This is a genomic window from Streptomyces sp. NPDC048496 (assembly GCF_043200055.1).
GTDB lineage: Bacteria > Actinomycetota > Actinomycetes > Streptomycetales > Streptomycetaceae > Streptomyces.
In genome coordinates, this window is record NZ_JBICXB010000019.1 from 18,742 (window position 1) to 44,234 (window position 25,493).

Annotated in this window: 23 protein-coding genes and 1 tRNA gene; 19 read left to right on the forward strand and 5 right to left on the reverse strand. The window is 69.4% G+C overall.

What is annotated here, in order from left to right:
- The first annotated feature begins 228 nt into the window (after positions 1–228).
- Positions 229–1,665: an NAD-dependent malic enzyme gene (locus ACGFSA_RS18785; RefSeq protein WP_393305529.1), complete on the forward strand. Its 1,437-nt coding sequence runs from the start codon at positions 229–231 to the stop codon at positions 1,663–1,665.
- A 414-nt stretch (positions 1,666–2,079) separates the two neighbouring features.
- Entirely contained in the window at positions 2,080–2,361 is a 282-nt protein-coding gene (locus ACGFSA_RS18790; RefSeq protein WP_037692421.1) for an HU family DNA-binding protein, read from the forward strand.
- A 252-nt stretch (positions 2,362–2,613) separates the two neighbouring features.
- Here the strand turns inward: ACGFSA_RS18790 and murA are convergent, their stop codons facing one another.
- A complete protein-coding gene (gene murA, locus ACGFSA_RS18795) occupies positions 2,614–3,954 on the reverse strand; it encodes a UDP-N-acetylglucosamine 1-carboxyvinyltransferase (RefSeq protein ID WP_037692423.1) in 1,341 nt (446 codons plus the stop codon).
- A 278-nt stretch (positions 3,955–4,232) separates the two neighbouring features.
- Here murA and ACGFSA_RS18800 point away from each other — a divergent pair, with 278 nt between their 5' ends.
- From ACGFSA_RS18800 to ACGFSA_RS18840, 9 genes are all read left to right on the forward strand, one after another.
- Complete coding sequence (locus ACGFSA_RS18800) at positions 4,233–4,793, forward strand: YqgE/AlgH family protein (protein ID WP_358857662.1); 561 nt, start codon at positions 4,233–4,235, stop codon at positions 4,791–4,793.
- 29 nt (positions 4,794–4,822) lie between these two features.
- Positions 4,823–5,110, forward strand: a complete 288-nt coding sequence (locus ACGFSA_RS18805) for a DUF3039 domain-containing protein (protein ID WP_266985093.1) — start codon at positions 4,823–4,825, stop codon at positions 5,108–5,110.
- A gap of 398 nt (positions 5,111–5,508) precedes the next feature.
- Positions 5,509–7,152 carry a beta-N-acetylhexosaminidase gene (locus ACGFSA_RS18810; RefSeq protein WP_393305533.1) on the forward strand — a complete coding sequence of 548 codons (1,644 nt, stop codon included), beginning with the start codon at positions 5,509–5,511 and terminating at the stop codon, positions 7,150–7,152.
- A 320-nt stretch (positions 7,153–7,472) separates the two neighbouring features.
- Positions 7,473–8,369 carry an FAD binding domain-containing protein gene (locus ACGFSA_RS18815; protein ID WP_393305535.1) on the forward strand — a complete coding sequence of 299 codons (897 nt, stop codon included), beginning with the start codon at positions 7,473–7,475 and terminating at the stop codon, positions 8,367–8,369.
- The gene (locus ACGFSA_RS18820) at positions 8,366–9,838 is read left to right on the forward strand and encodes a 2Fe-2S iron-sulfur cluster-binding protein (protein ID WP_393305537.1); all 1,473 of its coding nucleotides are present in this window, start codon (positions 8,366–8,368) and stop codon (positions 9,836–9,838) included. Before ACGFSA_RS18815 ends, ACGFSA_RS18820 begins: the two co-directional genes overlap by 4 nt.
- Positions 9,835–12,162, forward strand: coding sequence for a xanthine dehydrogenase family protein molybdopterin-binding subunit (locus tag ACGFSA_RS18825; RefSeq protein ID WP_393305539.1), 2,328 nt, complete (start codon positions 9,835–9,837; stop codon positions 12,160–12,162). Before ACGFSA_RS18820 ends, ACGFSA_RS18825 begins: the two co-directional genes overlap by 4 nt.
- 307 nt (positions 12,163–12,469) lie before the next feature.
- Positions 12,470–12,895 (forward strand): hypothetical protein, encoded by a 426-nt coding sequence (locus tag ACGFSA_RS18830; RefSeq protein ID WP_393305541.1) that lies wholly within the window; start codon positions 12,470–12,472, stop codon positions 12,893–12,895.
- A gap of 48 nt (positions 12,896–12,943) precedes the next feature.
- The gene (locus ACGFSA_RS18835) at positions 12,944–15,214 is read left to right on the forward strand and encodes a hypothetical protein (protein WP_393305543.1); all 2,271 of its coding nucleotides are present in this window, start codon (positions 12,944–12,946) and stop codon (positions 15,212–15,214) included.
- Between the two features lie 61 nt (positions 15,215–15,275).
- Positions 15,276–16,370, forward strand: coding sequence for a hypothetical protein (locus ACGFSA_RS18840; RefSeq protein WP_393305545.1), 1,095 nt, complete (start codon positions 15,276–15,278; stop codon positions 16,368–16,370).
- 251 nt (positions 16,371–16,621) lie between these two features.
- Here ACGFSA_RS18840 and ACGFSA_RS18845 read toward each other — a convergent pair whose 3' ends face one another.
- A complete protein-coding gene (locus ACGFSA_RS18845) occupies positions 16,622–17,029 on the reverse strand; it encodes a hypothetical protein (protein ID WP_393305547.1) in 408 nt (135 codons plus the stop codon).
- Positions 17,030–17,152: 123 nt separating this feature from the next.
- On the opposite strand from ACGFSA_RS18845, the gene ACGFSA_RS18850 reads away from it, so the two are divergent.
- From ACGFSA_RS18850 to ACGFSA_RS18865, 4 genes are all read left to right on the forward strand, one after another.
- Positions 17,153–17,929 (forward strand): Scr1 family TA system antitoxin-like transcriptional regulator, encoded by a 777-nt coding sequence (locus ACGFSA_RS18850; RefSeq protein WP_393305549.1) that lies wholly within the window; start codon positions 17,153–17,155, stop codon positions 17,927–17,929.
- Entirely contained in the window at positions 17,926–18,174 is a 249-nt protein-coding gene (locus ACGFSA_RS18855; protein ID WP_393305551.1) for a DUF397 domain-containing protein, read from the forward strand. The genes ACGFSA_RS18850 and ACGFSA_RS18855 overlap by 4 nt, the downstream gene beginning before the upstream one ends.
- Before the next feature lie 59 nt (positions 18,175–18,233).
- On the forward strand, positions 18,234–18,644 hold the full coding sequence (locus tag ACGFSA_RS18860; RefSeq protein ID WP_393305665.1) for a phosphotransferase: 411 nt from the start codon (positions 18,234–18,236) through the stop codon (positions 18,642–18,644).
- Between the two features lie 98 nt (positions 18,645–18,742).
- A complete protein-coding gene (locus tag ACGFSA_RS18865; RefSeq protein WP_393305553.1) occupies positions 18,743–19,258 on the forward strand; it encodes a DUF1269 domain-containing protein in 516 nt (171 codons plus the stop codon).
- Positions 19,259–19,541: 283 nt separating this feature from the next.
- Here ACGFSA_RS18865 and ACGFSA_RS18870 read toward each other — a convergent pair.
- A tRNA-Cys gene (locus ACGFSA_RS18870) sits at positions 19,542–19,616 on the reverse strand.
- A gap of 186 nt (positions 19,617–19,802) precedes the next feature.
- On the opposite strand from ACGFSA_RS18870, the gene ACGFSA_RS18875 reads away from it, so the two are divergent.
- The 4 genes from ACGFSA_RS18875 to ACGFSA_RS18890 all read left to right on the forward strand — a co-directional run bounded on the left by ACGFSA_RS18875 (position 19,803) and on the right by ACGFSA_RS18890 (position 23,834).
- The gene (locus tag ACGFSA_RS18875) at positions 19,803–21,290 is read left to right on the forward strand and encodes an MFS transporter (RefSeq protein ID WP_393305555.1); all 1,488 of its coding nucleotides are present in this window, start codon (positions 19,803–19,805) and stop codon (positions 21,288–21,290) included.
- 32 nt (positions 21,291–21,322) lie between these two features.
- The gene (locus ACGFSA_RS18880; protein ID WP_114249050.1) at positions 21,323–21,520 is read left to right on the forward strand and encodes an Arc family DNA-binding protein; all 198 of its coding nucleotides are present in this window, start codon (positions 21,323–21,325) and stop codon (positions 21,518–21,520) included.
- Positions 21,520–21,888, forward strand: a complete 369-nt coding sequence (locus ACGFSA_RS18885; RefSeq protein ID WP_393305557.1) for a type II toxin-antitoxin system death-on-curing family toxin — start codon at positions 21,520–21,522, stop codon at positions 21,886–21,888. The genes ACGFSA_RS18880 and ACGFSA_RS18885 overlap by 1 nt, the downstream gene beginning before the upstream one ends.
- 164 nt (positions 21,889–22,052) lie before the next feature.
- On the forward strand, positions 22,053–23,834 hold the full coding sequence (locus ACGFSA_RS18890; protein WP_393305559.1) for a DEAD/DEAH box helicase: 1,782 nt from the start codon (positions 22,053–22,055) through the stop codon (positions 23,832–23,834).
- A gap of 89 nt (positions 23,835–23,923) precedes the next feature.
- Here ACGFSA_RS18890 and ACGFSA_RS18895 read toward each other — a convergent pair whose 3' ends face one another.
- Together ACGFSA_RS18895 and ACGFSA_RS18900 are read right to left on the reverse strand one after the other, a co-directional pair.
- Positions 23,924–24,760 (reverse strand): SDR family NAD(P)-dependent oxidoreductase, encoded by an 837-nt coding sequence (locus tag ACGFSA_RS18895; protein WP_393305561.1) that lies wholly within the window; start codon positions 24,758–24,760, stop codon positions 23,924–23,926.
- Between the two features lie 142 nt (positions 24,761–24,902).
- A complete protein-coding gene (locus tag ACGFSA_RS18900; RefSeq protein WP_393305563.1) occupies positions 24,903–25,439 on the reverse strand; it encodes a YceI family protein in 537 nt (178 codons plus the stop codon).
- Positions 25,440–25,493 lie beyond the last annotated feature (54 nt).

Consider the following 25,493-nt stretch of genomic DNA (forward strand, 5'->3'; position numbering starts at 1 on the left):
GTCACCTTCCGGTGGCGCGGGTCTGTTCTTGTTTGTGGCCCTGGCGTGTCCGTTGCCCCGGTGGGGGGTTCCACTCAACACCCTCTATCTCGTATGGTGGAAACTACTTTCCGAAACGCGGCAGTCATTACCGGCTACCCGTCAGTAGGTGCGAATATCGGGAAGCGCGTCCGAGGTGAACGCCCCGGCCGCGTGGCAATGAAGCTAGGGAAAGCGAAGGACTCGGCCATGGCAACGGCGCCCAGCGTCTCGTACTCGATGACGGTCAGGCTGGAGGTGCCCGCGAGCGGCACAGCGGTCTCCCAGCTGACCACGGCCGTGGAGTCCTCCGGCGGTTCGGTCACCGGCCTCGACGTGACCGCTTCCGGTCACGAAAAGCTCCGGATCGACGTCACCATCGCGGCCTCCTCCACCTCGCACGCGGACGAGATCGTCGAAGGTCTGCGCGACATCGAGGGTGTCGTGCTGGGCAAGGTCTCCGACCGTACGTTCCTGATGCACCTCGGCGGCAAGATCGAGATGGCGTCCAAGCACCCCATCCGCAACCGTGACGACCTCTCGATGATCTACACCCCGGGTGTGGCGCGGGTCTGCATGGCGATCGCCGAGAACCCCGAGGACGCCCGCCGCCTCACCATCAAGCGCAACTCCGTCGCAGTTGTGACGGACGGCTCGGCGGTGCTCGGTCTCGGCAACATCGGCCCGATGGCGGCCCTGCCGGTCATGGAGGGCAAGGCGGCCCTCTTCAAGCGGTTCGCCGGCATCGACGCCTGGCCGATCTGCCTGGACACCCAGGACACCGACGCGATCGTCGAGATCGTCAAGGCGATCGCCCCCGGCTTCGCGGGCATCAACCTGGAGGACATCTCCGCACCCCGCTGCTTCGAGATCGAGGCACGGCTGCGCGAGGCCCTCGACATCCCCGTCTTCCACGACGACCAGCACGGCACCGCGATCGTCGTCCTGGCCTCGCTGACCAATGCACTGCGCGTGGTGGGCAAGGGAATTGGGGACGTACGGGTCGTCATGTCCGGCGCCGGAGCGGCCGGTACGGCCATCCTGAAGCTGCTCATCGCCGCGGGCGTCAAGCACGCTGTCGTCGCCGACATCCACGGTGTGGTACACGCGGGCCGCGAGGACCTGGTCTCCGCCGAAGTCGATTCGCCGCTGCGCTGGATCGCCGAGAACACCAACCCCGAGTCGATGACCGGCACCCTCAAGCAGGCGGTCGTGGGCGCCGACGTCTTCATCGGCGTCTCCGCGCCGAACGTGCTGGGCGGCGACGACGTCGCGGCGATGGCGGACGACGCGATCGTGTTCGCGCTCGCGAACCCGGACCCCGAGGTGGACCCGGCAATCGCCCGCCAGACCGCAGCAGTTGTCGCCACCGGCCGCTCCGATTTCCCGAACCAGATCAACAACGTGCTGGTCTTCCCGGGCGTCTTCCGCGGTCTGCTGGACGCTCAGTCCCGCACGGTCAACACGGAGATGATGCTGGCCGCGGCCCGCGCCCTCGCCGACGTCGTCGCCGAGGACGAGCTGAACGCCAACTACATCATCCCGTCGGTCTTCAACGAGAGGGTCGCGGGAGCGGTTGCCGGAGCCGTCCGGAACGCCGCGAAGGGTGCCGGGGGCGCTGTGACGGGCCCGGGGGACCTCGGCTGAACCACCCACTCACAGAACCCACCACGGCCCCCGCCGTCGCCGCCCACGGCCGCGGTGCCCCCCACGTCGACCTGACCGACGGCGCGTCGCGTGTCGCGGCACCCCAAACGCCCCTTTAGGGTGGGCGGGCAGCGAGCCCCGCAGAGGTCCGCACCCGCTGCGGACCGCTTCAGGGAGTCGACGGAACGTCACCACGACGAGGCAGTGGCGCTTTTCGTGTGACTCCGGAGGGTGCCGGATTGGCTTTCCCGCCGCAGGTGGGGGCAGGATGCTTCCCCAAGGACTACGTCCAGGGGAGACCCCACAAGGCGCGAGGTCTCACGACAGACCCGGCTTCGGGGACTGTCCGAGGGCCCTGGCAGCATCGGCTTCGATCTCACGCCTCACAGGCAAGAAGAACACGGGAGTAACAACATGAACCGCAGTGAGCTGGTGGCCGCCCTGGCCGACCGCGCCGAGGTGACCCGCAAGGACGCCGACGCCGTGCTGGCCGCGCTCGCCGAGACCGTCGGTGAGATCGTCGCCAAGGGCGACGAGAAGGTCACCATCCCCGGCTTCCTGACCTTCGAGCGCACCCACCGTGCCGCTCGCACCGCTCGTAACCCGCAGACCGGCGACCCGATCGACATCCCGGCCGGCTACAGCGTGAAGGTCTCCGCGGGCTCGAAGCTCAAGGAAGCCGCCAAGGGCAAGTAGGCCCCGTAGGCGCGACGGAGGGCGGTCACCCCGACAGGGTGACCGCCCTCCGTCGTACCGCCCGCAGAAGCGGCCCTGACGGCCTTCCCCGCGATAGTGAGTGGATCGGCGAGCGGCGTCGTAGGCCGTCGGGAGCCCACTCCCTGTCGTGGGAGAGGCCGTGAGCCCTTCGGCGGCCGCCGGACCCTTCCGGCAACCGAAAACGGGGGCCCGGGGGCAGCGCCCCCGAACCCCCGATCCGGCTCTCGGCCGTCAGACCAGCGAGCCGCCCGGCAGCTCGACCTTCGCTCCGAGCTTCTCCAGCTTCTCCATGAAGTTCTCGTAGCCACGGTTGATCAGATCGATCCCGTGCACCCGCGACGTCCCCTGTGCCGCCAGCGCGGCAATCAGGTACGAGAAACCGCCACGCAGGTCAGGAATGACCAGATCCGCGCCCTGCAGCTTCGTCGGGCCGGAGACGACCGCCGAGTGCAGGAAGTTCCGCTGGCCGAAGCGGCAGTCGGAGCCGCCCAGACACTCGCGGTAGAGCTGGATGTGCGCGCCCATCTGGTTGAGCGCGGAGGTGAACCCGAGCCGGGACTCGTACACCGTCTCGTGGACGATGGACAGCCCTGTGGCCTGCGTCAGCGCCACGACGAGCGGCTGCTGCCAGTCCGTCTGGAAGCCGGGGTGCACGTCCGTCTCCAGGGCAATGGCGTTCAGCGCGCCGCCCGGGTGCCAGAAGCGGATGCCCTCGTCGTCGATCTCGAAGGCGCCGCCGACCCGGCGGAAGGTGTTGAGGAACGTCATCATCGAGCGCTGCTGTGCGCCCCGTACGTAGATGTTGCCCTCGGTCGCCAGCGCCGCGGACGCCCAGGAGGCCGCCTCCAGGCGGTCCGGGATCGCCCGGTGCGTGTACCCGTCGAGCCGGTCGACGCCCGTGATGCGGATGGTCCGGTCGGTGTCCATGGAGATGATCGCGCCCATCTTCTGCAGTACGCAGATGAGGTCCTCGATCTCCGGCTCCACGGCCGCGTTGGACAGCTCGGTGACACCTTCGGCGAGCACCGCCGTCAGCAGCACCTGCTCGGTGGAGCCCACCGAGGGGTACGGCAGCCGGATCTTCGTGCCGCGCAGCCGCTGCGGGGCCTCCAGGTACTGGCCGTCGGCCCGCTTCTCGATCGTCGCGCCGAACTGCCGCAGCACGTCGAAGTGGAAGTCGATCGGCCGTCCGCCGATGTCGCAGCCGCCGAGTCCCGGAATGAAGGCGTGGCCCAGCCGGTGCAGCAGTGGGCCGCAGAACAGGATCGGGATGCGCGACGAGCCCGCGTGGGCATCGATGTCAGCGACGTTGGCGCTCTCGACATGGGTGGGGTCCAGGATCAGCTCGCCCGGCTCGTCACCGGGCCGGACCGTCACACCGTGCAACTGCAGCAGCCCCCGCACGACCCGCACATCGCGGATGTCGGGCACATTGCGCAGCCGGCTGGGCCCGCTGCCGAGCAGCGCGGCGACCATTGCCTTCGGCACCAGGTTCTTGGCGCCTCGGACGCGGATCTCGCCCTCCAGCGGGGTTCCGCCGTGGACAAGCAGGACATCGTCTGTGCCGGTCATGAATCTCGCGTTCCGGAGTGGTCGGGCAGGGGGCCAACCGAAAGAGTAATGGCCCTCCACCCCCGGTCCATAAGGCGGCAGGGGGTGTACGAACGTCATGAATCAGCCACAAACACGCTCTGCTCGCCACGCCTCGCGGAGGGTCACCGCCCACACACGCCTCCCGGGCTGTGCGCTTCCCACGCACCCGTGCACCCTGAGCTGCGCTCGGGCTCCCCCGCCGGACCGGCGCGTCACTCGGCCCCCACGGAGGGCCAAGATGCGGGATCATTTCTGCCATGACCGAGGTGTCCTCGCTCACAGGGCGACTGCTCGTGGCCACACCCGCGCTCGCGGACCCGAATTTCGACCGCGCGGTGGTGCTGCTCCTCGACCACGACGAGGAGGGCTCACTCGGCGTCGTCCTGAACCGCCCGACCCCGGTCGGCGTCGGTGACATCCTCGAGTCCTGGGCCGGCCTGACCGGCGAACCGGACGTCGTCTTCCAGGGCGGTCCGGTCTCCCTCGACTCGGCGCTCGGCGTCGCGGTGATCCCCGGTGACGAGGGGCCGCTCGGCTGGCGCAGGGTGTACGGGGCGATCGGCCTGGTGGACCTGGAGGCGCCGCCGGAACTGCTGGCCGCGGCGCTCGGCTCGCTGCGGATCTTCGCGGGGTACGCGGGCTGGGGCCCCGGGCAGCTGGAGGCGGAGCTGACCGAGGGCGCCTGGTACGTGGTGGAGTCGGAGCCCGGAGACGTCTCCTCGCCGCGTCCGGAACATCTGTGGCGGGCGGTCCTGCGCCGTCAGCGCAGTGAACTCGCCATGATTGCCACCTACCCGGACGACCCTTCGCTCAACTGAACCGCGGGGCTTTCAGTACCCTGGCTGTTATGAGCACTCTTGAGCCCGAGCGCGGGGCAGGTACGGGGACCCTCGTAGAGCCGACGCCGCAGGTGTCGAGCGGCGACGGCGACCACGAGCGCTACGCCCATTACGTCCAGAAGGACAAGATCATGGCGAGTGCCCTGGAGGGCACCCCCGTGGTCGCACTCTGCGGAAAGGTCTGGGTGCCGGGGCGCGACCCCAAGAAGTATCCGGTCTGTCCCATGTGCAAGGAGATCTACGAGTCCATGGGCGCCGGTGGCGACAAGGGCAAGGGCGGCAAGGACAAGAAGTAGTCCGTCCACACACCGTTCGGGCAAAACCCCCGGAGCGCGCTGATGCGCGCTCCGGGGGTTTTGCGTGCAGCCGTCATCCCCGTGTGCGTGGCGCGGGCTGTACCGGCGCCCACGCGCGGCACGGGTGAGCCGACGGGTCCGGTCGAGGTGTCGTCCGCGTACCGTGCGAGAGCCGCGGGTCGGGGGTGCGTTCCTTGCCTCGGGCCTGCGTCGGGGGCACCCACGCGCAGCACGACATCCCGCCACCACCCGACGAACTCCGCAACACCCGGGATCGCCGGGCCAGTCGATCCACCGCGACATACCCTCGACGGCGATGGCCATCCCCTTGGTCTTCTTCGTACTCGTACAGCGACGCCCGGTCCCGGAGCCGGGCGGAGCGGCTAAGGACTGACGTCATGGGCATCGAGGGTCTGATTCCGGCGCCGCTGCGCGCCACGAACTCCACGGCCGGCTTTGTTCTTGATCAGGACACCGTTGTCGTTGCGCAACCCGGCACGGAGCGCATCGCACGCCACCTGTGCGGCGCCCTCGCCGCGGCGACCGGGCTGCGGTTGGCGCCGGGCAAGCCCGGGAACGGGAACGCGATCCGCCTGCGGACCGACCCCGAGGTGGCCGCGGAGCTGGGCCCCGAGGGGTACCGGCTGTTTGTGGACGGCGACGGCGTCACCGTGCTGGGCGGCGGCGCGGCCGGAGTCCAGTGGGGTACACAGACCCTGCGCCAACTCCTGGGCCCCGACGCCTACCGGCGGGCCCCCGTGGACCCGGAGCGGCAGTGGCGCGTCCCGGGCTGCACCGTCGAGGACCGCCCCCGGTTCTCCTGGCGCGGCCTGATGCTCGACGTCTCACGGCACTTCCTGCCCAAGGACGACATCCTGCGCTACCTCGACCTCCTCGCCGCCCACAAGCTGAACGTCTTCCACTTCCACCTCACCGACGACCAGGGCTGGCGCGTGGAGATCAAGCGCTTCCCGAAGCTCACCGAGATCGGTTCCTGGCGCGCCCGTACCAAGCACGGACACCGGGCGTCGGAGCTGTGGGACGAGACCCCGTACGGCGGCCACTACACGCAGGACGATATCCGCGAGATCGTCGCGTACGCCGCCGAGCGGCATATCCGTGTCGTCCCCGAGATCGACATCCCGGGCCACTCGCAGGCTGCCATCAGCGCCTACCCGGAACTGGGCAACACCGACGTCATCGACACCACCACCCTCTCCGTCCGGGACACCTGGGGCGTCACTCCGAACGTGCTCGCTCCCACCGACCACACCCTCCGCTTCTACGAGGGCGTCTTCGAGGAGATCCTCGCTCTCTTCCCGGCCGCCACCTCGCCCTTCATCCACATCGGCGGCGACGAATGTCCCAAGGACCAGTGGAAGGCGTCCCCGGCCGCCCAGGCCCGGATCAAGGAACTCGGCCTGGCCGACGAGGACGAGCTGCAGTCCTGGTTCATCAGGCACTTCGACAGCTGGCTCACCGCGCGCGGCCGCCGCCTCATCGGCTGGGACGAGATCCTCGAGGGCGGCCTCGCGGACGGCGCGGCGGTGTCGTCGTGGCGCGGGTACACGGGTGGCATCGCCGCCGCCGAGGCCGGGCACGACGTCGTGATGTGCCCGGAGCAGCAGGTCTATCTGGACCACCGTCAGCACGGCGGCCCCGACGAGCCGATGCCCATCGGGTACGTACGCACCCTGGAGGACGTCTACCGCTTCGAACCTGTACCGCCGGGCCTGACCGACGAGGCGGCCCGTCACATCCTGGGCACCCAGGCCAATGTGTGGACCGAGGTCATGCAGAACCGGTCCCGCGTCGACTACCAGGTCTTTCCGCGGCTCGCGGCGTTCGCGGAGGTCGCCTGGTCGGCACTGCCCGCCTCCGCCGACCGGGACTTCGCCGACTTCGAGCGCCGGATGACCGCACACTATGCCCGACTTGACGCGCTCGGCGTCGATTACCGGCCGCCGGGCGGCCCGTTGCCGTGGCAGAAGCGCCCCGGCGTCCTCGGACGTCCGATCGAGGGCGTGCCCCCGAACGTGTGATCCCGCTCGTGGACGGGGGCACGGCCACCGCGGTTCCTGGGACCGTGGTGGCCGGAAGCACTCTCGCCGGCGCGGCCGGAGTCCGCGCTTCCCTGGAAGGGAATAAGGCGTACAAGGCTTACCGAAGAGTGGCAATTCGCACTCTATGCATAAGGGGTGCGAAACGGGAGCATGCACCAGGTCAGGGGCGGATGCGCCCTTCGCGGACCCTCGCGTCGGTCCGATCGGAAGATGTGCCAGAGTTGCCACGTCCGGGCTTTGAGCACGTACCGTACGGCGAAACAAGCGGGACGCCGGGACACCGGGAAGGGGCAGCTGGGTTGACCATGCACGCACCGCAGGCGACGCAGACGGTGATGCTGCCCGCCTCGCTCGACGAGGCCGTGGCGGCACTGGGCGCCATGCCGGCCGCCGTTCCCGTGGCCGGCGGCACGGACCTGATGTCGGCCGTCAACAAGGGGCTGCTGCGCCCCTCCGGACTCGTCGGCCTCGGCCGCATCAGCGAGCTCCGCGGCTGGCACTACCAGGACGGTCACGCACTGCTCGGCGCCGGACTCACCCACGCACGCATGGGCCGGCCCGACTTCGCCGCACTGATCCCCGCCCTGGCCGCCTCCGCGCGCGCCGCGGGCCCGCCCCAGATCCGTAACGCCGGGACGCTCGGCGGCAACATCGTCACCGCGGCCCCGACCGGCGACGCCCTCCCCGTGCTTGCCGCCCTGGAGGCGGAGCTCGTCATCGCGGGCCCAGGCGGCGCCCGTCGCGAGATTCCCGTCTCGCACCTGCTGGCCGGCCGGGAGATGCTCGAACCCGCGGAGCTGATCGCCTTCATCCGCGTACCGCTGCTGCACGCCCCCCAGGTCTTCTTCAAGGCGACCGGCCGCACCGGCCCCGGCCGCGCCACCGCATCCGTCGCGATCGTCCTCGACCCGGCCCGGCGCGGGGTGCGCTGCGCGGTCGGCGCGATCGCACCGATGCCGCTGCGTCCGCTGGAGGCCGAGCGCTGGATCGCCTCGCTGATCGACTGGGACGGCGAACGGGGCCTGACGCCCGACGCGCTGGCCGCCTTCGGCGAGTACGTCGCCGCCGCCTGCATCCCGGACCAGCCGCCGCCCGCCGACGGGGGAGAGGCGCCACCGCTGCCCCCCGCCGTACTGCATCTGCGGCGCACGGTCGCCGCGCTCGCCCGACGCGCGCTGGGGAGGGCACTGTCGTGAGCAACAACAACGCCGACAACAGGAACAACGAGGACCCCGCCGACCAGCACGGCGGCTGGCAGCCGACCGCGCAGGGCGGCGAGTACGACGCCGAGGCGACCGCCTTCGTCCGGCTGCCCCCGGAGGACCTGGCGAACATCCCGCTGGCCGCTCCCGGTCAGGGCTACGTACCGCCGATGATCGTGCCGCTGACCCCCGCGGCCGGGCTCGACCCGGCGGCGACGGGCAGCTGGGTCGTGCGGACGCAGAGCACGCAGGGCCAGGAGACGGAGGAGCAGGCGACGGGCGCGGTGCACTGGCCGGACCCGAACGAACAGCAGCATCAACAGCACCAGCAGCTTCCGGAGTACTCGCAGCACGAGCAGTACCCGCAGCAGGGCGAGACACCGGCCTCGACCGGCCAGTGGAACTTCGCCGAGGCGACGGCCGCCGAGACCTCCGGCCACACCGGCCAGTGGACGATCCCGGTCGCCGATGGCGACCTGCCGGAGGAGTCCGGCGAGTTCGCGGCCTCGGCGGCGGCGTCCCAGTGGTACGCGGACCGGACGCCACCGGCCACGCTGCCGGGTGGCGCGCCCGCGCCGTGGGCGACGCAGCCGGAGGCTCCCGAGGCTCCCGAGGTTTCCGAGACGGTCGAGGCGGCCGCGGAGGGCACGGCGGACACCCCGGCGCCGGGCACGGACCTCACGCGGGTTCCGGCCCCGGACGCCACCGCGTCGGAATCGGCCGAGCCGCTGACGGAGCCCGTGGCCGACACCACGGCCACCCCCGAGCAGGCCCTCCCCACCGAGCCCCCTCACGGCACCGCCTTCGATGCCCCCCTCGACACGCCCCCCGACACGCCCCCCGACACCCCCAGTGAGCACCCGTCCGCCTCCTACGTCCTACATGTGAACGGCGCCGACCGCCCCGTCACGGACGCCTGGATCGGCGAGTCCCTGCTCTACGTGCTCCGCGAGCGTCTCGGCCTCGCCGGAGCCAAGGACGGCTGCTCGCAGGGCGAGTGCGGTGCCTGCAACGTCCAGGTCGACGGCCGCCTCGTCGCCTCCTGCCTGGTCCCCGCTGCCACCGCGGCGGGCAGCGAGGTCCGTACGGTCGAGGGTCTGGCCGTCGACGGCGAGCCGTCCGACGTGCAGCGCGCCCTGGCCGAGTGCGGCGCAGTCCAGTGCGGCTTCTGCATCCCCGGCATGGCCATGACGATCCACGACCTGCTGGAGGGCAACCACGCCCCCAGCGAACTGGAGACCCGCCAGGCGCTCTGCGGCAACCTCTGCCGCTGCTCCGGCTACCGCGGCGTCCTGGACGCCGTCAGCGAGGTCATCGCGGGCCGCAAAGCGATCACCGAGGCCGCCACGGAGCCCGGCGCCGCCACCGCGGATGCGCATTCCACCGAGGCCCGCATCCCGCACCAGGCGGCGCCCGGTGCCGGTAGTGTCCAGCCCTATCTGCAGGACGGAGGCATGGCGTGAGCAACGACGCAGCCACCGCAACCCACACGGCGCTCACCCTTCCGCCGGTGGACGGCCCCGGCGCCGAGCCGCCCGTACTCGGCATCGGCGCCTCGTTGCCGCCCGCCGACACCGGTGCCAAGACCGAGGGCACGTTCCCGTACGCGGCCGACCTCTGGGCCGAGGGACTGCTCTGGGCGGCCGTGCTCCGTTCCCCGCACCCGCACGCCCGCATCCTGTCCATCGACACCACGGGCGTCGCGGAGATGCCCGGCGTACGTGCGGTCGTCACCCACGAGGACGTCCCCGGCGACGGGGCGTACGGACGCCGGGTCGTCGACCGCCCCGTCTTCGCCTCCGAACTGGTCCGCCACCACGGCGAATCGATCGCCGCGGTCGCTGCCGACCACCCCGACACGGCCCGCCTCGCCGCGGCGGCGATCGTCGTCGAGTACGAGGTCCTCGAACCGGTCACCGACCCGGAGAAGGCGTTCGCCGCGGAGCCCCTGCACCCCGACGGCAACCTCATCCGCCACATCCCGCTGTGCTACGGCGACCCGGACGTGACGGGCGACGTCATTGTCGAGGGCCTGTACCGCATCGGCCGCCAGGACCCCGCCCCGATCGGCGCCGAGGCCGGCCTCGCCGTGCCGCGCCCCGACGGCGGTGTGGAGATCTACACCGCCTCCACCGACCCGCATACCGACCGCGACCTCGCCGCCGCCTGCTTCGGCCTCGAACCGGACCGGGTGAAGATCGTCGTCACCGGCGTTCCCGGGGCGACCGGCGACCGCGAGGACCCGGGCTTCCAGCTCCCGCTCGGCCTGCTCGCCCTGCGCACCGGCTGCCCGGTCAAACTGGCCGCCACCCGCGAGGAGTCCTTCCTCGGCCACGCCCACCGCCACCCGACGCTGCTCCGCTACCGCCACCACGCGGACGCGGAAGGCAGGTTGGTCAAGGTCGAGGCGCAGATCCTCCTCGACGCGGGCGCGTACGCCGACGCCTCGTCCGAGTCCCTGGCCGCCGCGGTCGCGTTCGCCTGCGGTCCGTACGTCGTCCCGCACGCCTTCATCGAGGGCTGGGCCGTCCGTACGAACAACCCTCCGTCCGGCCATGTGCGCGGCGAGGGCGCCATGCAGGTCTGCGCGGCGTACGAGGGCCAGATGGACAAGCTGGCCACCAAACTCGGCATCGACCCGGCCGAACTCCGCCTCCGCAACTCGCTCTCCACCGGCGACATCCTCCCGACCGGCCAGACAGTGACGTGCCCCGCCCCCGTGGCCGAACTCCTGCGTGCGGTCCGGGACTTCCCGCTCCCCGCGCTCCCCAAGGACTCCCCGGAGGACGGCTGGCTGCTTCCCGGCGGCCCCGAGGGCGCGGGCGAACCCGGTGCCGTACGCCGGGGCGTCGGCTACGCACTCGGCATGGTCCACATGCTCGGAGCCGAAGGCGCGGACGAGGTCTCCACTGCCACGGTCAGGGTCCACAACGGCGTCGCCACGGTCATCTGCGCCGCGGTCGAAACCGGCCAGGGCTTCAGCACCCTGGCCCGCCAGGTCGTCCAGGAGACCCTGGGCATCGAAGAGGTCCACGTGGCCGCGGTCGACACCGACCAGCCCCCGGCGGGCCCGTCCACACACGGCCGCCACACCTGGGTCTCCGCCGGAGCGGTGGAACGCGCCGCCAAGATGGTCCGCACCCAGCTCCTCCAGCCCCTGGCCCACAAGTTCGGCATGTCCACCGAGCTGCTCCAGATCACGGACGGCAAGATCACCTCGTACGACGGGGTGCTGTCCACGACGGTCACGGAGGCGATGGACGGCAAGGAACTCTGGGCCACCGCCCAGTGCCGCCCCCACCCGACCGAGCCGCTCGACGAGTCCGGTCAGGGCGACGCGTTCGTCGGCCTCGCCTTCTGCGCGATCCGCGCGGTCGTGGACGTCGACATCGAACTCGGGTCGATCCGCGTGGTCGAGATGGCCGTGGCCCAGGACGTGGGCCGGATCCTCAACCCGTCCCAACTGGCGACCCGTATCGAAGCAGGCGTCACCCAGGGCATCGGCGCAGCCCTGACGGAGAACCTCCGCACGACCCACGGTGTGATCCGCCACCCCGACCTCACGGGTTACGCCCTCCCTACTTCCCTTGACGCCCCCGACATTCGCATCGTCGAACTCGTCGAAGAACGCGACGTAGTAGCCCCCTTCGGTGCCAAGCCGGCCTCGGCGGTCCCGGTTGTCACGTCCCCGGCGGCGGTGGCCGCGGCAGTCCGTGCGGCAACGGGCCGCCCGATAAACCGCCTCCCGATCAGGCCCCAGGCGGCGGTGGCGGCCCCCAAGTCCTGAGAACCTGTCGGGTGGCTGATCATGCGTGATGCGTGACGGTCGTGATCTGCCTTCCGGGCATGGCGACGGCCCCGGAATGATCACGTGGTGTGTGTCAGTGCGACAACTCCGAGGCCGTCAGCGGCCCATGCCGCCCTGGACGCCTTGAGGTAGCCCACAGCCACGCCGTGTTGCCCGCCCACCAGGCACATCGGCTCCGCTGCGGCCCCACCCCCTGTCACCATTTCGACCACGGTTTCGGGTTGATAGGTTGAGCAAACGCTGTTGACGTTCCCGTGTCGTGCAGCGCACGGGGAGGAGATCGATCATGTCAGCCGGTGGGCCCGAACACGCGATAGGCATGCGCCTCAACCAGTACCCCCCCGACCAGGGCGGCGGTTCCGGGGGCGGGCAGCAGAACCTGGTCTCGACACCCGCGGAGAAGAAGGCCGCGGCGAAGGCCATCGAGGATCACATCGAGCCGGACACGAAGAAGGCCGGTCACTACACGGATGAGGACACGTCCGGGGTGGTGAAGGCGTTCGACGCCAAGGACGGGCACGGCTGGCTCATGTCGTCCTCGCTGAAGAAGGCTCACAAGACGTGGGGCGAGCAGGTACAAGCGCTGATGAACCGGCTCGGTTCGGAGAAGGACGCGCTGCGCAACACCAACATTTTGCTGACGAACACGGACTTCGACGTGCGGTCGGGTGTGCAGGGCGTGCGTACGCCGTCTGTCTTCGACGAGTTCTGACCGGCTGCCTCCTGCCTCACGTACACACGCACTTCACGGGGACCAGAAATGCCTACGTACCACGAGATCATGACGACGGATCTCGGCACGCTCACCACGGCCGCCACCAGCTGGGACGGCATGGCCAAGGAGTTCCACGGCCAGGAGGTCGCGTACAAGCGGGATGTGCACGGCATCTCGACGGGCTCCGGCTGGCAGGGGTTGAGTGTCGTGGCGGCCAACGAGCGGTTCGACGTCACGCTGCGCGAGTTCCGGTACGCACAGGCCGAGGCAAAGGCCATCGCCTCGCTGCTGCGCGACGCGCACGCCCAATACGTGGACCTCAAGGGCAAGTTGGAGGCGGCCCGTGACGATGCGGTCAAGGCCGGGATGAAGGTCTCGGACCAGGGTGTGGTCACGTACGACTACGAGAAGCTGACCGAGGGCGATCGCAACGCGCTCCACCACGACCCCGACTACCAGCAGAGCGTACAGAAGGCGGTCGGCTCCTGGCAGGACCGCATCGACAACGCGGTCAAGGTCGTCAACGACGCGGACAAGGGCGTCGAGATCGCCTTCAAGGGGGTCGTGCTCGACTCGGACGTCACCGACGGCACCATGAACGGATTCAACGGCAACCCCAGCGGCGACATCGAGAAGTACGAGGCCGACGAGCTCGCCGACATCGCCACACGCATCAACTCCGGCGACGCCACCCCGCAGGAGATCAAGGAGGCGCAGCGCGCCTTCCGCGACAACGCCAAGAACGAAAAGTTCCACCAGATGTTCCTGGACAGTCTGGGGGCGTCGGGGACCATCAAGTTCACCAACAAACTCAGCAACCTCAGTCACGGCGGCAAGGACAAGGGGACGTACGCGGCGTTGCAGGACGACCTGGCCAACTCCCTTGCCCTGGCGACGAAGGACACCGACTCGGCGTTCTACAAGAAGTTCCGTTCCGACCTGCAGAAGGCCGGTGTCCAGAAGTTCGACCTGGACGTCGCCGGTGACAAGATCGCGGTCGGTACCGGGCACGGGCAGCAGGTGCGCGGCTATCAGAGCCTCGTGACGCTGATGGAGCAAGGCAACGGCTACTCCGGACAGTTCCTCAAGGACATGGCCACCGACATCCGGGCCGCCGAGGACAAGAAGCAGGGCGGCAACCCCGACATCTGGGATCTGCGTGGCGACTTCAGCGGCAAGGACGACGGCTGGTTCGCCAACGACCCGCTCGACGGCGTCCTCGGCATCATGTCCAAGGACCCGGCCACGACCACGAGCTACCTGGACCCGGGGCCGGACGGGAAGAACGACAACCTCGAGTACCTGCTCAAGGAGCGGGACTGGAACCACGTCGACACCTCGCACTGGTCCGGCAACATCGAAACCACCGGCAAGGACACGTTCGACAAGGACGTACGCACCGGCCTCGGCCTCGCCCTGTCGGCGGGCGCCACCGGCAACGTACCGGGCGGGGACGGCGACGAGCTCGGCCGGCACACCGCCGCGCAGACCCGCGTCATGCACGACACGATCAACCTCATCGACTACGGCGACGCCGACGGCAAGTACGGCGAGGACCCCAAGCACCTGCGGGTCGGCAAGGCCGACGAGGTGCTGGCCCAGGACGACTACGCGGCCCTGCGTGATCCCCTGTCCCAGGCCCTGGCCGACTACTCGCCGGACGCTGTCGACATCATCGACGGTGACGCGCCCGGCGGCCGGGCCGGCAAGGCGGACATCTACGGACATGGCGACGACTCGCAGATCCAGAACAGCCGCAGCAGCCTGATCCGCATGATGCGCGGCGTCTCCGAAGCCGACGACACCACCAACTTCGAGCGCATCTACCAGGCCCAACAGGGCTATATGTCCGAGGAATTGATGGGCAAGGACTTCCCGAACGTAACCGCTGTCACCAATGAGGCCCGCAAGGTCGGCGAGGTCACCGGCGCTCTCAACGCGGTCGGCGGCGACGTGAAGATGGACGTCCACGACGACAGGACCGGCGATGCCGCGAACACCCGGTTCTACGGGTACCACCTCGGCGGCGGCCTGATCACAGGCATCCCTGTCATCGGCGACGCCGCCCAGCGCCTCGTGGACGTCGGCCTCAACGAATGGCTTGCCGGGGTCCAGGCAGAGGAGGGCTCGCTGTCCAAGGAAGAGCTGAGCCGGGGCAACGACGTCGCCCAGGACAATCTCGACCGCTACTTCGACAAGTGGGGCAGCGAGCGCCACATGGACCCCACCACCACCGACGCTGCGGCCGGAGAAGCCCGGCAGAGCTACGTGGACGGGCGCCAGATAGCGTACGAGGCCCTGCGGTCCCGTACCTGATCACCGCATGTGGAACACCGATCCCCGTACGGCCCGACACAAGGAACCGGTAAACAGCACCATGACAGCCCAGACGCGGAAGAAGAAGCCGGTACTTGTGGCGGCGGTCGCCTTGGCGGTGGTGGCCGCGCTCGCCTCCTCGTACTGCTGGTGGAATACGAACCTTCTCGGCGCGGACTCGTTCTGTGGCGGCCGGCTGGGGAGCGGGGAGGTGCAGGCCGCTCTGGACTCCACCGGCCGCGTGTCGCAGGTGTACGCGCAAGTCGATCCGAAGCGGGCCGGGTTCGAGTGCACGGTCGAGCGCACCAGCCGTTTCATCGGAGGCGACGACCAGCAGGTGACGGTCGGGACGGACAGTGAGAAAGGGGCGTTCCCCTTCACGACCAATGTCTGGAAGAACCCTGCCGCCCGGTCCTACTTCAAGGGCGGGGTGACCGGTGCCGTGTCGCAGGACTTCGGCGGGTACGTCGTCCTGCCGAAGTCCTGCTGGGACAAGGACGGCCCCCTGCGGGGCAGGGGGGTTGTACGTTACGAGGACGGCGCGGTGGCGACCGTGGAGGCCAAGGTGGAGAAGGGGACGGTGGACCCGGCCGGTCTGGCCCGGTTGCTGACCCGCTCGGCCCGGCAGGTCGCCGAGAAGGCCGGCTGCAGCACGTCGGCGCTCTCGGCCGCCCCTGATCTCGCCGCCCCGTCCGCCTCGCGGACGACAGATGTCCAGAACGTGTGTGGAGTGCGGGGCTTCGCGCTGCCGAAGGAGGCCGTACTCGTCTCCCGGGCCGAACCGGACCGGGAGCAGGTGAACAACGGACGTGCCGACACGTGGGCATGTGACCTGCAACTGGCGGGCTCGGCCAAGGCGGCCGTGTCCTTCGCCGCGACGTCGGACAAAAATTTCGTCGAGGTGGCCACGAAGGATGCGTACGGCTTCGAAACGCTCCCTGGTGACAAGGGGATTGCCGCGATCGACGAGGCCGTTCTGCACTGTGGCGGTGGTGACGTGTACTTCGCCGCGCACTGGAACGGCGGGTACGACGGGGCCCTGCGCGACAGCGGCCACCGTGGGGCCGCGTACACGGAGGTCAAGAAAGCCACGTTCCAGAACTTCCTCTACGCGACGGCCGCTGTCCACTCGTGCCCGCGCGTCACCCTCCCCTAGCAGAAAAACCGTTCTGTTCTTGCCTCGGTCACCACGGCTGTGAGCACTACTGGATTCAGGCGGCCCCGGGCCTGTTCCGGGTTCGGATCGTCCTGGATGCGTGTGATGCCGGGGTCGATGTGGCGCGATCCCCGGCGTTGCGCTGTGGGCCCAGCGGTTCCGGCCGAACGGGACGGCGGCCAGGGGCCGGGTACGTCGAAGTCATCCGAGGCGAGGGCGTGACCGGCCGTGCGGCCCTACCCGCGCCCGCCTCACCGCTCTTCCGGGGCCAACTGCGCCATCACCAGCCCGTACAGCAGTTCCACGTCCACGAACTCCCCTTCCTTTGGCGCCCCGCACCGCCAACTCGGCGGGTACGTGTTGCCGTCGGGTGCGGGGATTCCCACGTACTGGTCACGGGCGGCCGGCCCGAGGCACCTGGCGCCCGGCGGCCAGTCGTACTCCTTGCTCGAACCGGGCGGGATCAGGAAGTACATCCATCGGCCGCCCGCGATCTCCCGTACGACCGGGCCCGGTTCGCCCTCGGTGAGGGTGCCGAGGTGGTGCAGCACCGCCTCGCCCCGTACGCCGCGCAGCCGGATGGCGTCGAAGTGGATGCCGGTCAGGTGGAGGTGGAGTCCGGCGGGCGGTACCCAATCGGGGTGCTTCTCGCTCGTCATGGCACTGAGGATTCCATTGACTGCGTAGCGTGATCAGGAGGGCGCGATCCACATCGACGGGATGTAGGGAGGGTGGCGGTGGCTGTGGGGACCAGTGGTGAGCCGTCGCAGGTGCGGAGGCTTGTGGGGGACCTGATTCGTATCCATCGGGTGCGGGCCGGACTCACGCAGAAGGACGCTGCGGACCAGCTGCTGATCTCGGAGTCGCTGATGGGGGCGGTCGAGCGGGCCGAGCGCATCCCGACATTGGAGCTGCTGACCGACGCGGACCGGGTCTTCGTTGCGGGCGGTGCGTTGAAGGCGTGCATCGAGCTGATCGACGAGGAGAAGTACCCGGCGAAGTTCCTGGACTGGGCGCGGCTGGAGCGGCAGGCGCGGGTCATCAGTGCGTACGAGACGATGCTGATTCCGGGGCTGCTCCAGACGGAGGCGTACGCGTACGCCCTGTACCGGGCGCGCAAACCCGCGTACACCGAGGACGAGATCGTCAGGCACGTCGAGGCGCGGCTGGAACGGCAGGGGGTGCTGATGCGCACGCCTCCGCCGTACGTTGGGTTCGTCATCGAGGAGTCGATCCTGGACCGGACGCTTGGCGGCGCGGAGGTGCTGAAGGAGCAGCTGCTGCATCTGCTGGAATGCATGCGGCGGATGAACCACCTCACGGTGCAAGTGATGCCCTCGGATCAGCACACGCACGCGGGGTTGATGGGGCCCATGCAGTTGATGTGTACGGCGGAAGGCCGCAATCTGGTGTACGTGGAGGCGCAGGGCGGCGGTAGGTTGATTGCCAGGCCAGAGCAGGTGGGAGACACGTTCGACCTCTTCGGCATCCTGCGGGCCCAGGCGCTCACCCCCTGGAAGTCGGCGGAGATCATCGAAACGAAGGCGAGGCAACTGTGACCACCGGGCCCGAGCTCTCCTGGTTCAAGTCCAGCTACAGCAACAACGAGGGCGAAGCCTGCGTCGAAGTCGCCTACGACTGGCGCAAGTCCAGCTACAGCGGCAACGAGGGCGAGGCGTGCGTGGAGGTTGCCACCTGCCCCCACACCGTGCATGTCCGCGACTCCAAGGTCACCGACGGCCCCACCTTCGCCGTCGCCTCCGCCGCCTGGACCGCCTTTCTGGCCGGCGCCGTCGCGGGCTGACCGCGAGCGTGTTGCGAACTGCTGATCCCGGCCCCGCCGTCGTCCTCATCACCGGAGTGATGGCCTCCGGGAAGTCCACCGTCGCCCAGGCCGTCGCCCAACTCCGGCTCCGGTGCCGGTTGTCGGCGATGACGGCCGATGCGTACGCGGGTGAGGGGTGGACCGCCGTGGTGCAGGACGTGGTGCTGGGGGAGGAGTTGGCCGGGTGCGTCGAACTCGTACGGACGCAGCCGCTGTACGTCGTTGTGCTCGCCCCCGAGCCGCGGGCCGTGGCCGAGCGGGAGGCCGGGCGCAGCAAGAGCGGTTACGGGGCCGGCTGGACGGTCGAGTCGTTGGACCGGGCGCTGCGGGAGGAGACGCCGCGGATCGGGTTCTGGCTGGACACGACCGGGCAGACCGTGGAGCAGACGGTCGACATGGTCCTCGCGGAGCTCGGCCGGGCGCGGGTGGTGGGAGCGGCGGAGGGCTGAAGCGGCTGGAGGGCCGATACATTCGGACCTAATGTCTTATTTAATAGCAGTTCCTCTATGGTTGGTGTGGTAACGCACCACGAGGAGGAGTCAGCCGCATGAGCAATCTGTTCGTCATCGCCTACGACGATCTCGCCACCGCCGACCAGGTCCGGGACAAGCTGCTGTCCATGAACCGCGAGCACCTCGTCGAGCTGGAGGACGTCGTCGTCGTCGAACGGCGTGAGAAGGACGGCAAGATCAAGCTGCATCAGGCCGTCAACCACGTGGGTAACGGTGCCGCGGGCGGCGCGCTGTGGGGGAGCGTCATCGGGCTGCTCTTCCTCGTGCCGTTCCTCGGTGCCGCGGTGGGCGCCGCGGCCGGTGCCGCTGGAGGGTCCGTTGTCGACACCGGTGTCAACGACGACTTCATGAAGGAGCTGAGCGCGAATCTCCGGCCCGGCGCCGCCGCCGTCTTCGTGCTCGTCAGGAAGTCCGCCCGCGACAAGGTCATCCCCGAGATCGTCAAGTTCGGTGGTCAGCTCGTGCAGACCTCGCTCAGCAAGGAGGACGAGGCACACCTGCGGGAGATGGTGAAGGAAGCGCTCAAGGAAGAGACGACGATCGCCTCCTGATCTCCGGACCGTACGAGAGAAGGCGACTGCCCGCGCCGCGCGCAGGGTGGTCGCCTTTCGTATGTGGGGGCCCGGTGCAGATTCAGGTCGGTGGAAATCGCTTTATATGCATTGGGTTGGGAAGGTTCCCTGATTGGCGCAGCGACTGCGGCGGCTGCCGCAGGTGAGCGTGGCGCCCTGAGGCTGGTTTCGTACTGTCCGCGCTCAAGTCCCAGGGCTGTTCCTGAAAATGCCGAAGCCCGCCCGGCGCGACGTATGACGCGTGCTGGGCGGGCTCACCGAGTGGAGGCCGTGACCGGATTCGAACCGGTGTAACTCGAGTTGCAGTCGAGCCCCTGAACCACTCGGGCACACGGCCGTGTGTTCCTCGTTGTGGTTCGACCGTAGAGCCGGGTGTCCGCGCTGCTCAAGAGAACGGGGCGGGCCGCAATGAGACTGCCATACCGCGTTCACGATCGGCTCCGCGGTCCTACGACCGACGTACGAGCGGCGGACCGACTCGCGACAGGGGCCACATGAGATCTTGCCCCTTACTCTTGGGCTCATGAGTGCCCTGGAGCCACGAGACGCCGGTACCGGTACCGGTACCGATACCGGCACCGCCGTCGAAGCGGCGGCACCGGTCCCGCCCGCCGAAACCGAAGGCGTGCTCGGGCGGACCTATCGGGCGCTCAGCATCGGCATCGTCTCCGTCGTGTTCCTGATCGCCTTCGAGGCGACGGCCGTCGGCACCGCGATGCCGGTCGCCGCCCGTGAGCTGCATGGCATTCCGTTGTACGCGTTCGCTTTCTCCGCGTACTTCACGACCAGCCTCTTCGCCATGGTTCTCTCGGGGCAGTGGGCGGACCGGCGCGGGCCGCTGGCGCCGCTCGCCACCGGGATCGGTGCCTTCGGGGCTGGTCTGCTGCTGTCGGGGACGGCGGGCAGCATGTGGATGTTCATCGCCGGGCGGGCCGTGCAGGGGCTCGGAGGCGGGCTGGTGATCGTGGCGTTGTACGTGGTGATCAGCCGGGCCTACCCGGAGCATCTGCGGCCGTCGATCATGGCTGCGTTCGCTGCGAGCTGGGTGATCCCGTCCGTCGTCGGGCCGCTCGCCGCCGGGAGTGTGACCGAGCACCTGGGGTGGCGGTGGGTCTTCATCGGCATTCCCGTACTGGTGGTGTTCCCGCTGGCGCTCGCGCTGCCCGCGATCCGGCGCCGGGCGTCGGGGCCGGCCGATCCGGCGGCACCCGTCGAGCCGTACGACCGGCGCCGCATCGTGCTCGCGCTCGGGATCTCGGTGGGGGCGGGGCTGCTCCAGTACGCGGGGCAGGAGCGGAACTGGTTCGCGCTGCTTCCGGCCGTTGCGGGTGTTGCTCTGCTCGTTCCCGCCGTGCGCGGGCTGCTGCCGCCGGGCACGGGCCGGGCGGCGCGCGGGCTGCCCTCGGTGGTGCTGCTGCGCGGGGTGGCGGCCGGCTCGTTCATCGCCGCCGAGTCGTTCGTACCGCTGATGCTGGTGACCCAGCGCGGGCTGAGCCCGACACTGGCCGGGCTCTCGCTCGCGGCCGGGGGCGGGACCTGGGCGCTCGGTTCGTACGCACAGTCCCGGCCGCGCCTGGAACCGTACCGGGAGCGGCTGATGGTGGGCGGCATGGTGCTGGTCGTCGCGGCGATCGCGGGCGCGCCGTCGGTGCTGATAGCGGGGGTGCCGGTGTGGATGGTGGCAGTCGCCTGGGCCGTCGGGTGCTTCGGCATGGGCATGGTGCTCGCTTCGACGAGCGTGCTGCTGCTGAAGCTGTCCCCGCCGGAGGAGGCGGGCGCCAACTCCGCGGCGCTCCAGATCGCCGACGGGCTGTCGAATGTGCTGCTGCTGGCGGCCGGGGGTGCGGCGTTCGCCGCGCTCGGCGGCGGCGCGGTGGGGGCGGTGCACGACTCCGTGGAGGCGGGCGCGTCGGGGGCGCATCCGGGGGCGTTCGCGGTGGTGTTCCTGCCGATGGCGGGGGTGGCGCTGGTGGGGGCGTGGGTGGCGGGGCGGGTGCGGGTAAAGCCTTAGTACCGACTGGTACCACGCGGTACCATACATTCATGGCTGGTCTGAATCTGCGGTTCACCGAGGAAGAGCTGGACGCGCTGCGCGCGCGTGCCGAGTCTGAAGGGCGGAGCATGCAGTCCTTCGCGCACGACGCGGTGATCACCGCCATAAACGAACACTCGCGCCTCTTCAACGAGGCGGCGGACCACGTGCTGAAGGTGAGTGAGGAGCTCAATCGGAGGCTCGCCTGATGAAGTACCTGACCCTGCCCGAGCTGCTGAACCTCGCGGAGCGGCTTGGTGCCGCCGAGGTGCGCGACTACGGGCTGCTCGAATCTGCCCTGGCTCGTCCTAGGGCGAGCGTGTTCGGCCAGGACGCGTATCCGGATGTGTGGCAGAAGGCCGCGGCGCTGATGGAGTCCCTGGCCCGCAACCATGCCCTTGTGGACGGCAACAAGCGTATCGCCTGGTACGCGACCTGGGTTTTCCTGCACATGAACGGACATCCGCTGGACGCGGACTTCGATGTGGACGAAGCCGAGCGGTTCGTGCTGGACGTGTGTCAGGGGGCACTGGACATGCCCAAGATCGCGGAGCAGCTGCCTGCGTTCGCCAGGTAGACGTTCCCTGTGAAGAGGGTCTCAGCGGTCCCGAACCACGGTTCGTTCATACGGGGTTCCGGCCGGCCCCCCGGTAAGGTGGCCCGGTTGTCGTATCGCGTACGGGCCCCTCCCGGCCCGTACGGGCAGCGCCCCACGTACCCGAGAGCCCCGAACCGGAGACCGTGACTACTACCGCCTCCCACCACCTCTCACCCGCCTATCCCGGCCGCGCCCCCTGGGGCACGGCCGGCAAGCTGCGAGCCTGGCAGCAGGGCGCCATGGAGAAGTACATCCAGGAGCAGCCGCGTGATTTCCTCGCGGTCGCCACACCCGGCGCGGGGAAGACCACCTTCGCGCTGACCCTCGCGTCATGGCTGCTGCACCACCACGTCGTGCAGCAGATCACCGTCGTCGCGCCGACCGAGCACCTGAAGAAGCAGTGGGCGGAGGCGGCCGCCCGGATAGGGATCAAGCTCGACCCCGAGTACAGCGCCGGACCTGTGAGCAAGGAGTACCACGGGGTCGCGGTCACGTACGCAGGTGTCGGTGTCCGCCCGATGCTGCACCGCAACCGGTGCGAGCAGCGCAAGACCCTCGTGATCCTGGACGAGATCCACCACGCCGGTGACTCGAAGTCCTGGGGCGAGGCGTGTCAGGAGGCGTTCGACCCGGCGACCCGGCGGCTCGCGCTGACCGGTACGCCGTTCCGGTCCGACACCAACCCGATCCCGTTCGTCGTGTACGAGGAGGGGAACGACGGGATCCGGCGCTCCTCGGCCGACTACACCTACGGCTACGGGAACGCGCTCGCCGACGGCGTCGTCCGCCCCGTGATCTTCCTCAGCTACAGCGGCAACATGCGCTGGCGCACCAAGGCCGGTGACGAGATCGCCGCGCGGCTCGGCGAGCCGATGACCAAGGACGCCATCGGCCAGGCGTGGCGGACCGCGCTGTCGCCCACCGGGGACTGGATCCCCAATGTGCTGGCCGCCGCAGACAAGCGGCTGACCGAAGTGCGTAAGGGCATTCCGGATGCGGGCGGGCTCGTGATCGCCACCGACCAGGAGTCCGCGCGCGAGTACGCCAAGATCCTCAAGAAGGTCACCGGCGAGAAGGCGACCGTGGTCCTCTCCGACGAGAAGGCCGCGTCGAAGAAGATCGACAAGTTCAGCGAGGACGACTCGCGGTGGATGGTCGCGGTCCGGATGGTGTCGGAGGGCGTCGACGTGCCGCGTCTCGCGGTCGGTGTGTACGCCACCACCATCTCGACCCCGCTCTTCTTCGCCCAGGCCGTCGGGCGCTTCGTGCGGTCGCGTCGGCGCGGCGAGACCGCTTCCGTCTTCGTGCCGACCATCCCGATGCTTCTCGACTTCGCCAACGAGATGGAGGTCGAACGGGACCACGTCCTCGACAAGCCCAAGAAGGGCAGCGACGAGGAGAACCCGTTCTCCGAGGAGGACAAGCTCCTCGCCGACGCGGAACGCCTGGAGGACGAGGAGACCGAGGACCAGCTGCCGTTCGAGGCGCTGGAGTCCGACGCGGTCTTCGACCGGGTGCTGTACGACGGCGCCGAGTTCGGCATGCAGGCGCACCCGGGCAGCGCGGAGGAGCAGGACTACCTGGGGATTCCCGGGCTGCTCGAACCCGACCAGGTGCAGTTGCTGCTGCAGAAGCGGCAGACCCGGCAGATCGCGCACAGCAGGCAGAAGCCCGCCGGGGAGGCCGATCTGCTGGAGAAGCCGGCGGAGGCCCGGCCGGTGGTCACGCACAAGCAGCTGCTTGGGCTGCGCAAGCAGCTCAACACCATGGTGTCGGCGTACACGCACCAGAGCGGCAAGCCGCACGGGGTGATCCACACCGAGCTGCGGCGGGTCTGCGGAGGGCCGCCGAGCGCGGAGGCGACGGCGGGGCAGATCCAGCAGCGGATCAAGAAGGTGCAGGAGTGGGCCACCCGGATGAGGTGAGTCCGCTCGTGTGCAGGTGCAGGTGCAGGTGCCGGCCCGGTACGGGGACAGAGATCCTCGTGCCGGGCCGGCGTCGTCCGGTCGCCGGGTCAGACCGCCGGGGCCGGCGGGGTGTGTCCGTGCGCCTCCAGCGCGAGGTCCTGCCAGTCGGCCCAGGTCTTGAGCCGGTCGGTGTAGACCTGCTGGAGGATCTGGTTGCCCTGGATGCCGAAGAACACGCGCAGGGGCGGGTTTTCGGAGTCGACGATCTTGAGGAGTGCCCGGCCTGCGGCAGCCGGGTCGCCGAAGTCGAGCGTCTTCGCGAACGCGGCGAAGCTCTCACGGAGACCGCCGTAGAGCGGGTCGGCCGGGGCGTGGACGGCGGAGGCGATCGCGTCGGTGGCATACGAGCCGGGCTCGACCAGGGTCACCTTGATGCCGAAGCCGGCGACCTCTTGGGCGAGGGATTCGCTCAGGCCTTCGAGGGCCCACTTGGAGGCGCAGTATCCGCCGCTGAGCGGAAATGCGGAGACGCCGGCGACCGAGGAGATCTGGATGATGTGCCCTCCGCCCTGCTCGCGCAGGTGGGGCAGCGCGGCCTGGACGACCCACACCGCGCCGAACAGGTTGGTCTCCAACTGGTCGCGCAGTTCCCGCTCGGTCAGCTCCTCGACAGCGCCGGACAGGCCGTAGCCTGCGTTGTTCACGATGATGTCGAGGCGGCCGAAGTGCTCCTTGGCCCGCTTCACGCTCTCGTGGACAGCGGCCTTGTCGGTCACGTCCAGCTCAAGCGGGAGCATCGCCTCGCCATAAGCGGCGACCAGCTCGTCGAGGCGTTCGGGGTTCCGGGCGGTCGCTGCCACCTTGTCGCCGCGGGACAGGGCGGCCTCGACGAAGTTGCGGCCCAGGCCGCGGGACGAACCGGTGACGAACCAGACCTTGCTCATGATGTCCTTCCGTTCTTTCTGTGGTGACGGTTACAGCCGTAAGGGACAGGGCGGGGGTCGATCACACCTGCGTTCGCGTTCACCCGAAAACGGACGGACGAGCAGGCGCGTGGGCGTACCCTCCGGCCCCACGGACGGGTTGTCAGGTCCGCCGGATCGCGACGACGTCGAGCTCAAGCGTCACCTTCGCGCTGACCAGAAGTCTGGTCGTGGCATTCCAGTTCACGCCCCAGTGGTTGCGGTCGATCGTGACGCCGCCCTTGAAATTGACCCGAGTGCCGCCCCGTGGGTCGTTCTCTGCGCCGGTCAGCTCGAAGTCCACGGTGACCGGCTTGGGCACACCGCGAATGGTCAGGTCACCGGTGACCCTGAAGCCGGTGTCGGCGAGCTGTTGCACCGTGGTCGAGGTGAAGACGAGGGTGGGGTGGTGGTCCGTGTCGAGGAACATGCCGCACAGGTGGTCGTCACGCCGCTGGTCGCGGGTCTTGATGCTCTTCGCCTGGATCGTGAGCCGGACACTGGACTTCGACGGGTCGTCGCCGTCGAAGTGCGCACCGCCCTCGAACTCTTCGAAATGGCCACGCACCCTGGTGGCCATCGCGTGCCGGGCGACGAAGCCGACCCGCGTACGGGTGGTGTCGAGCACGTAGACGCCGGTCAGATCGCTGAGTGTGGTCATGGTTGACATGCTGGGTCGCTCCTGGTGGGAAAACAGGTAGTTGATCTCTCGGTT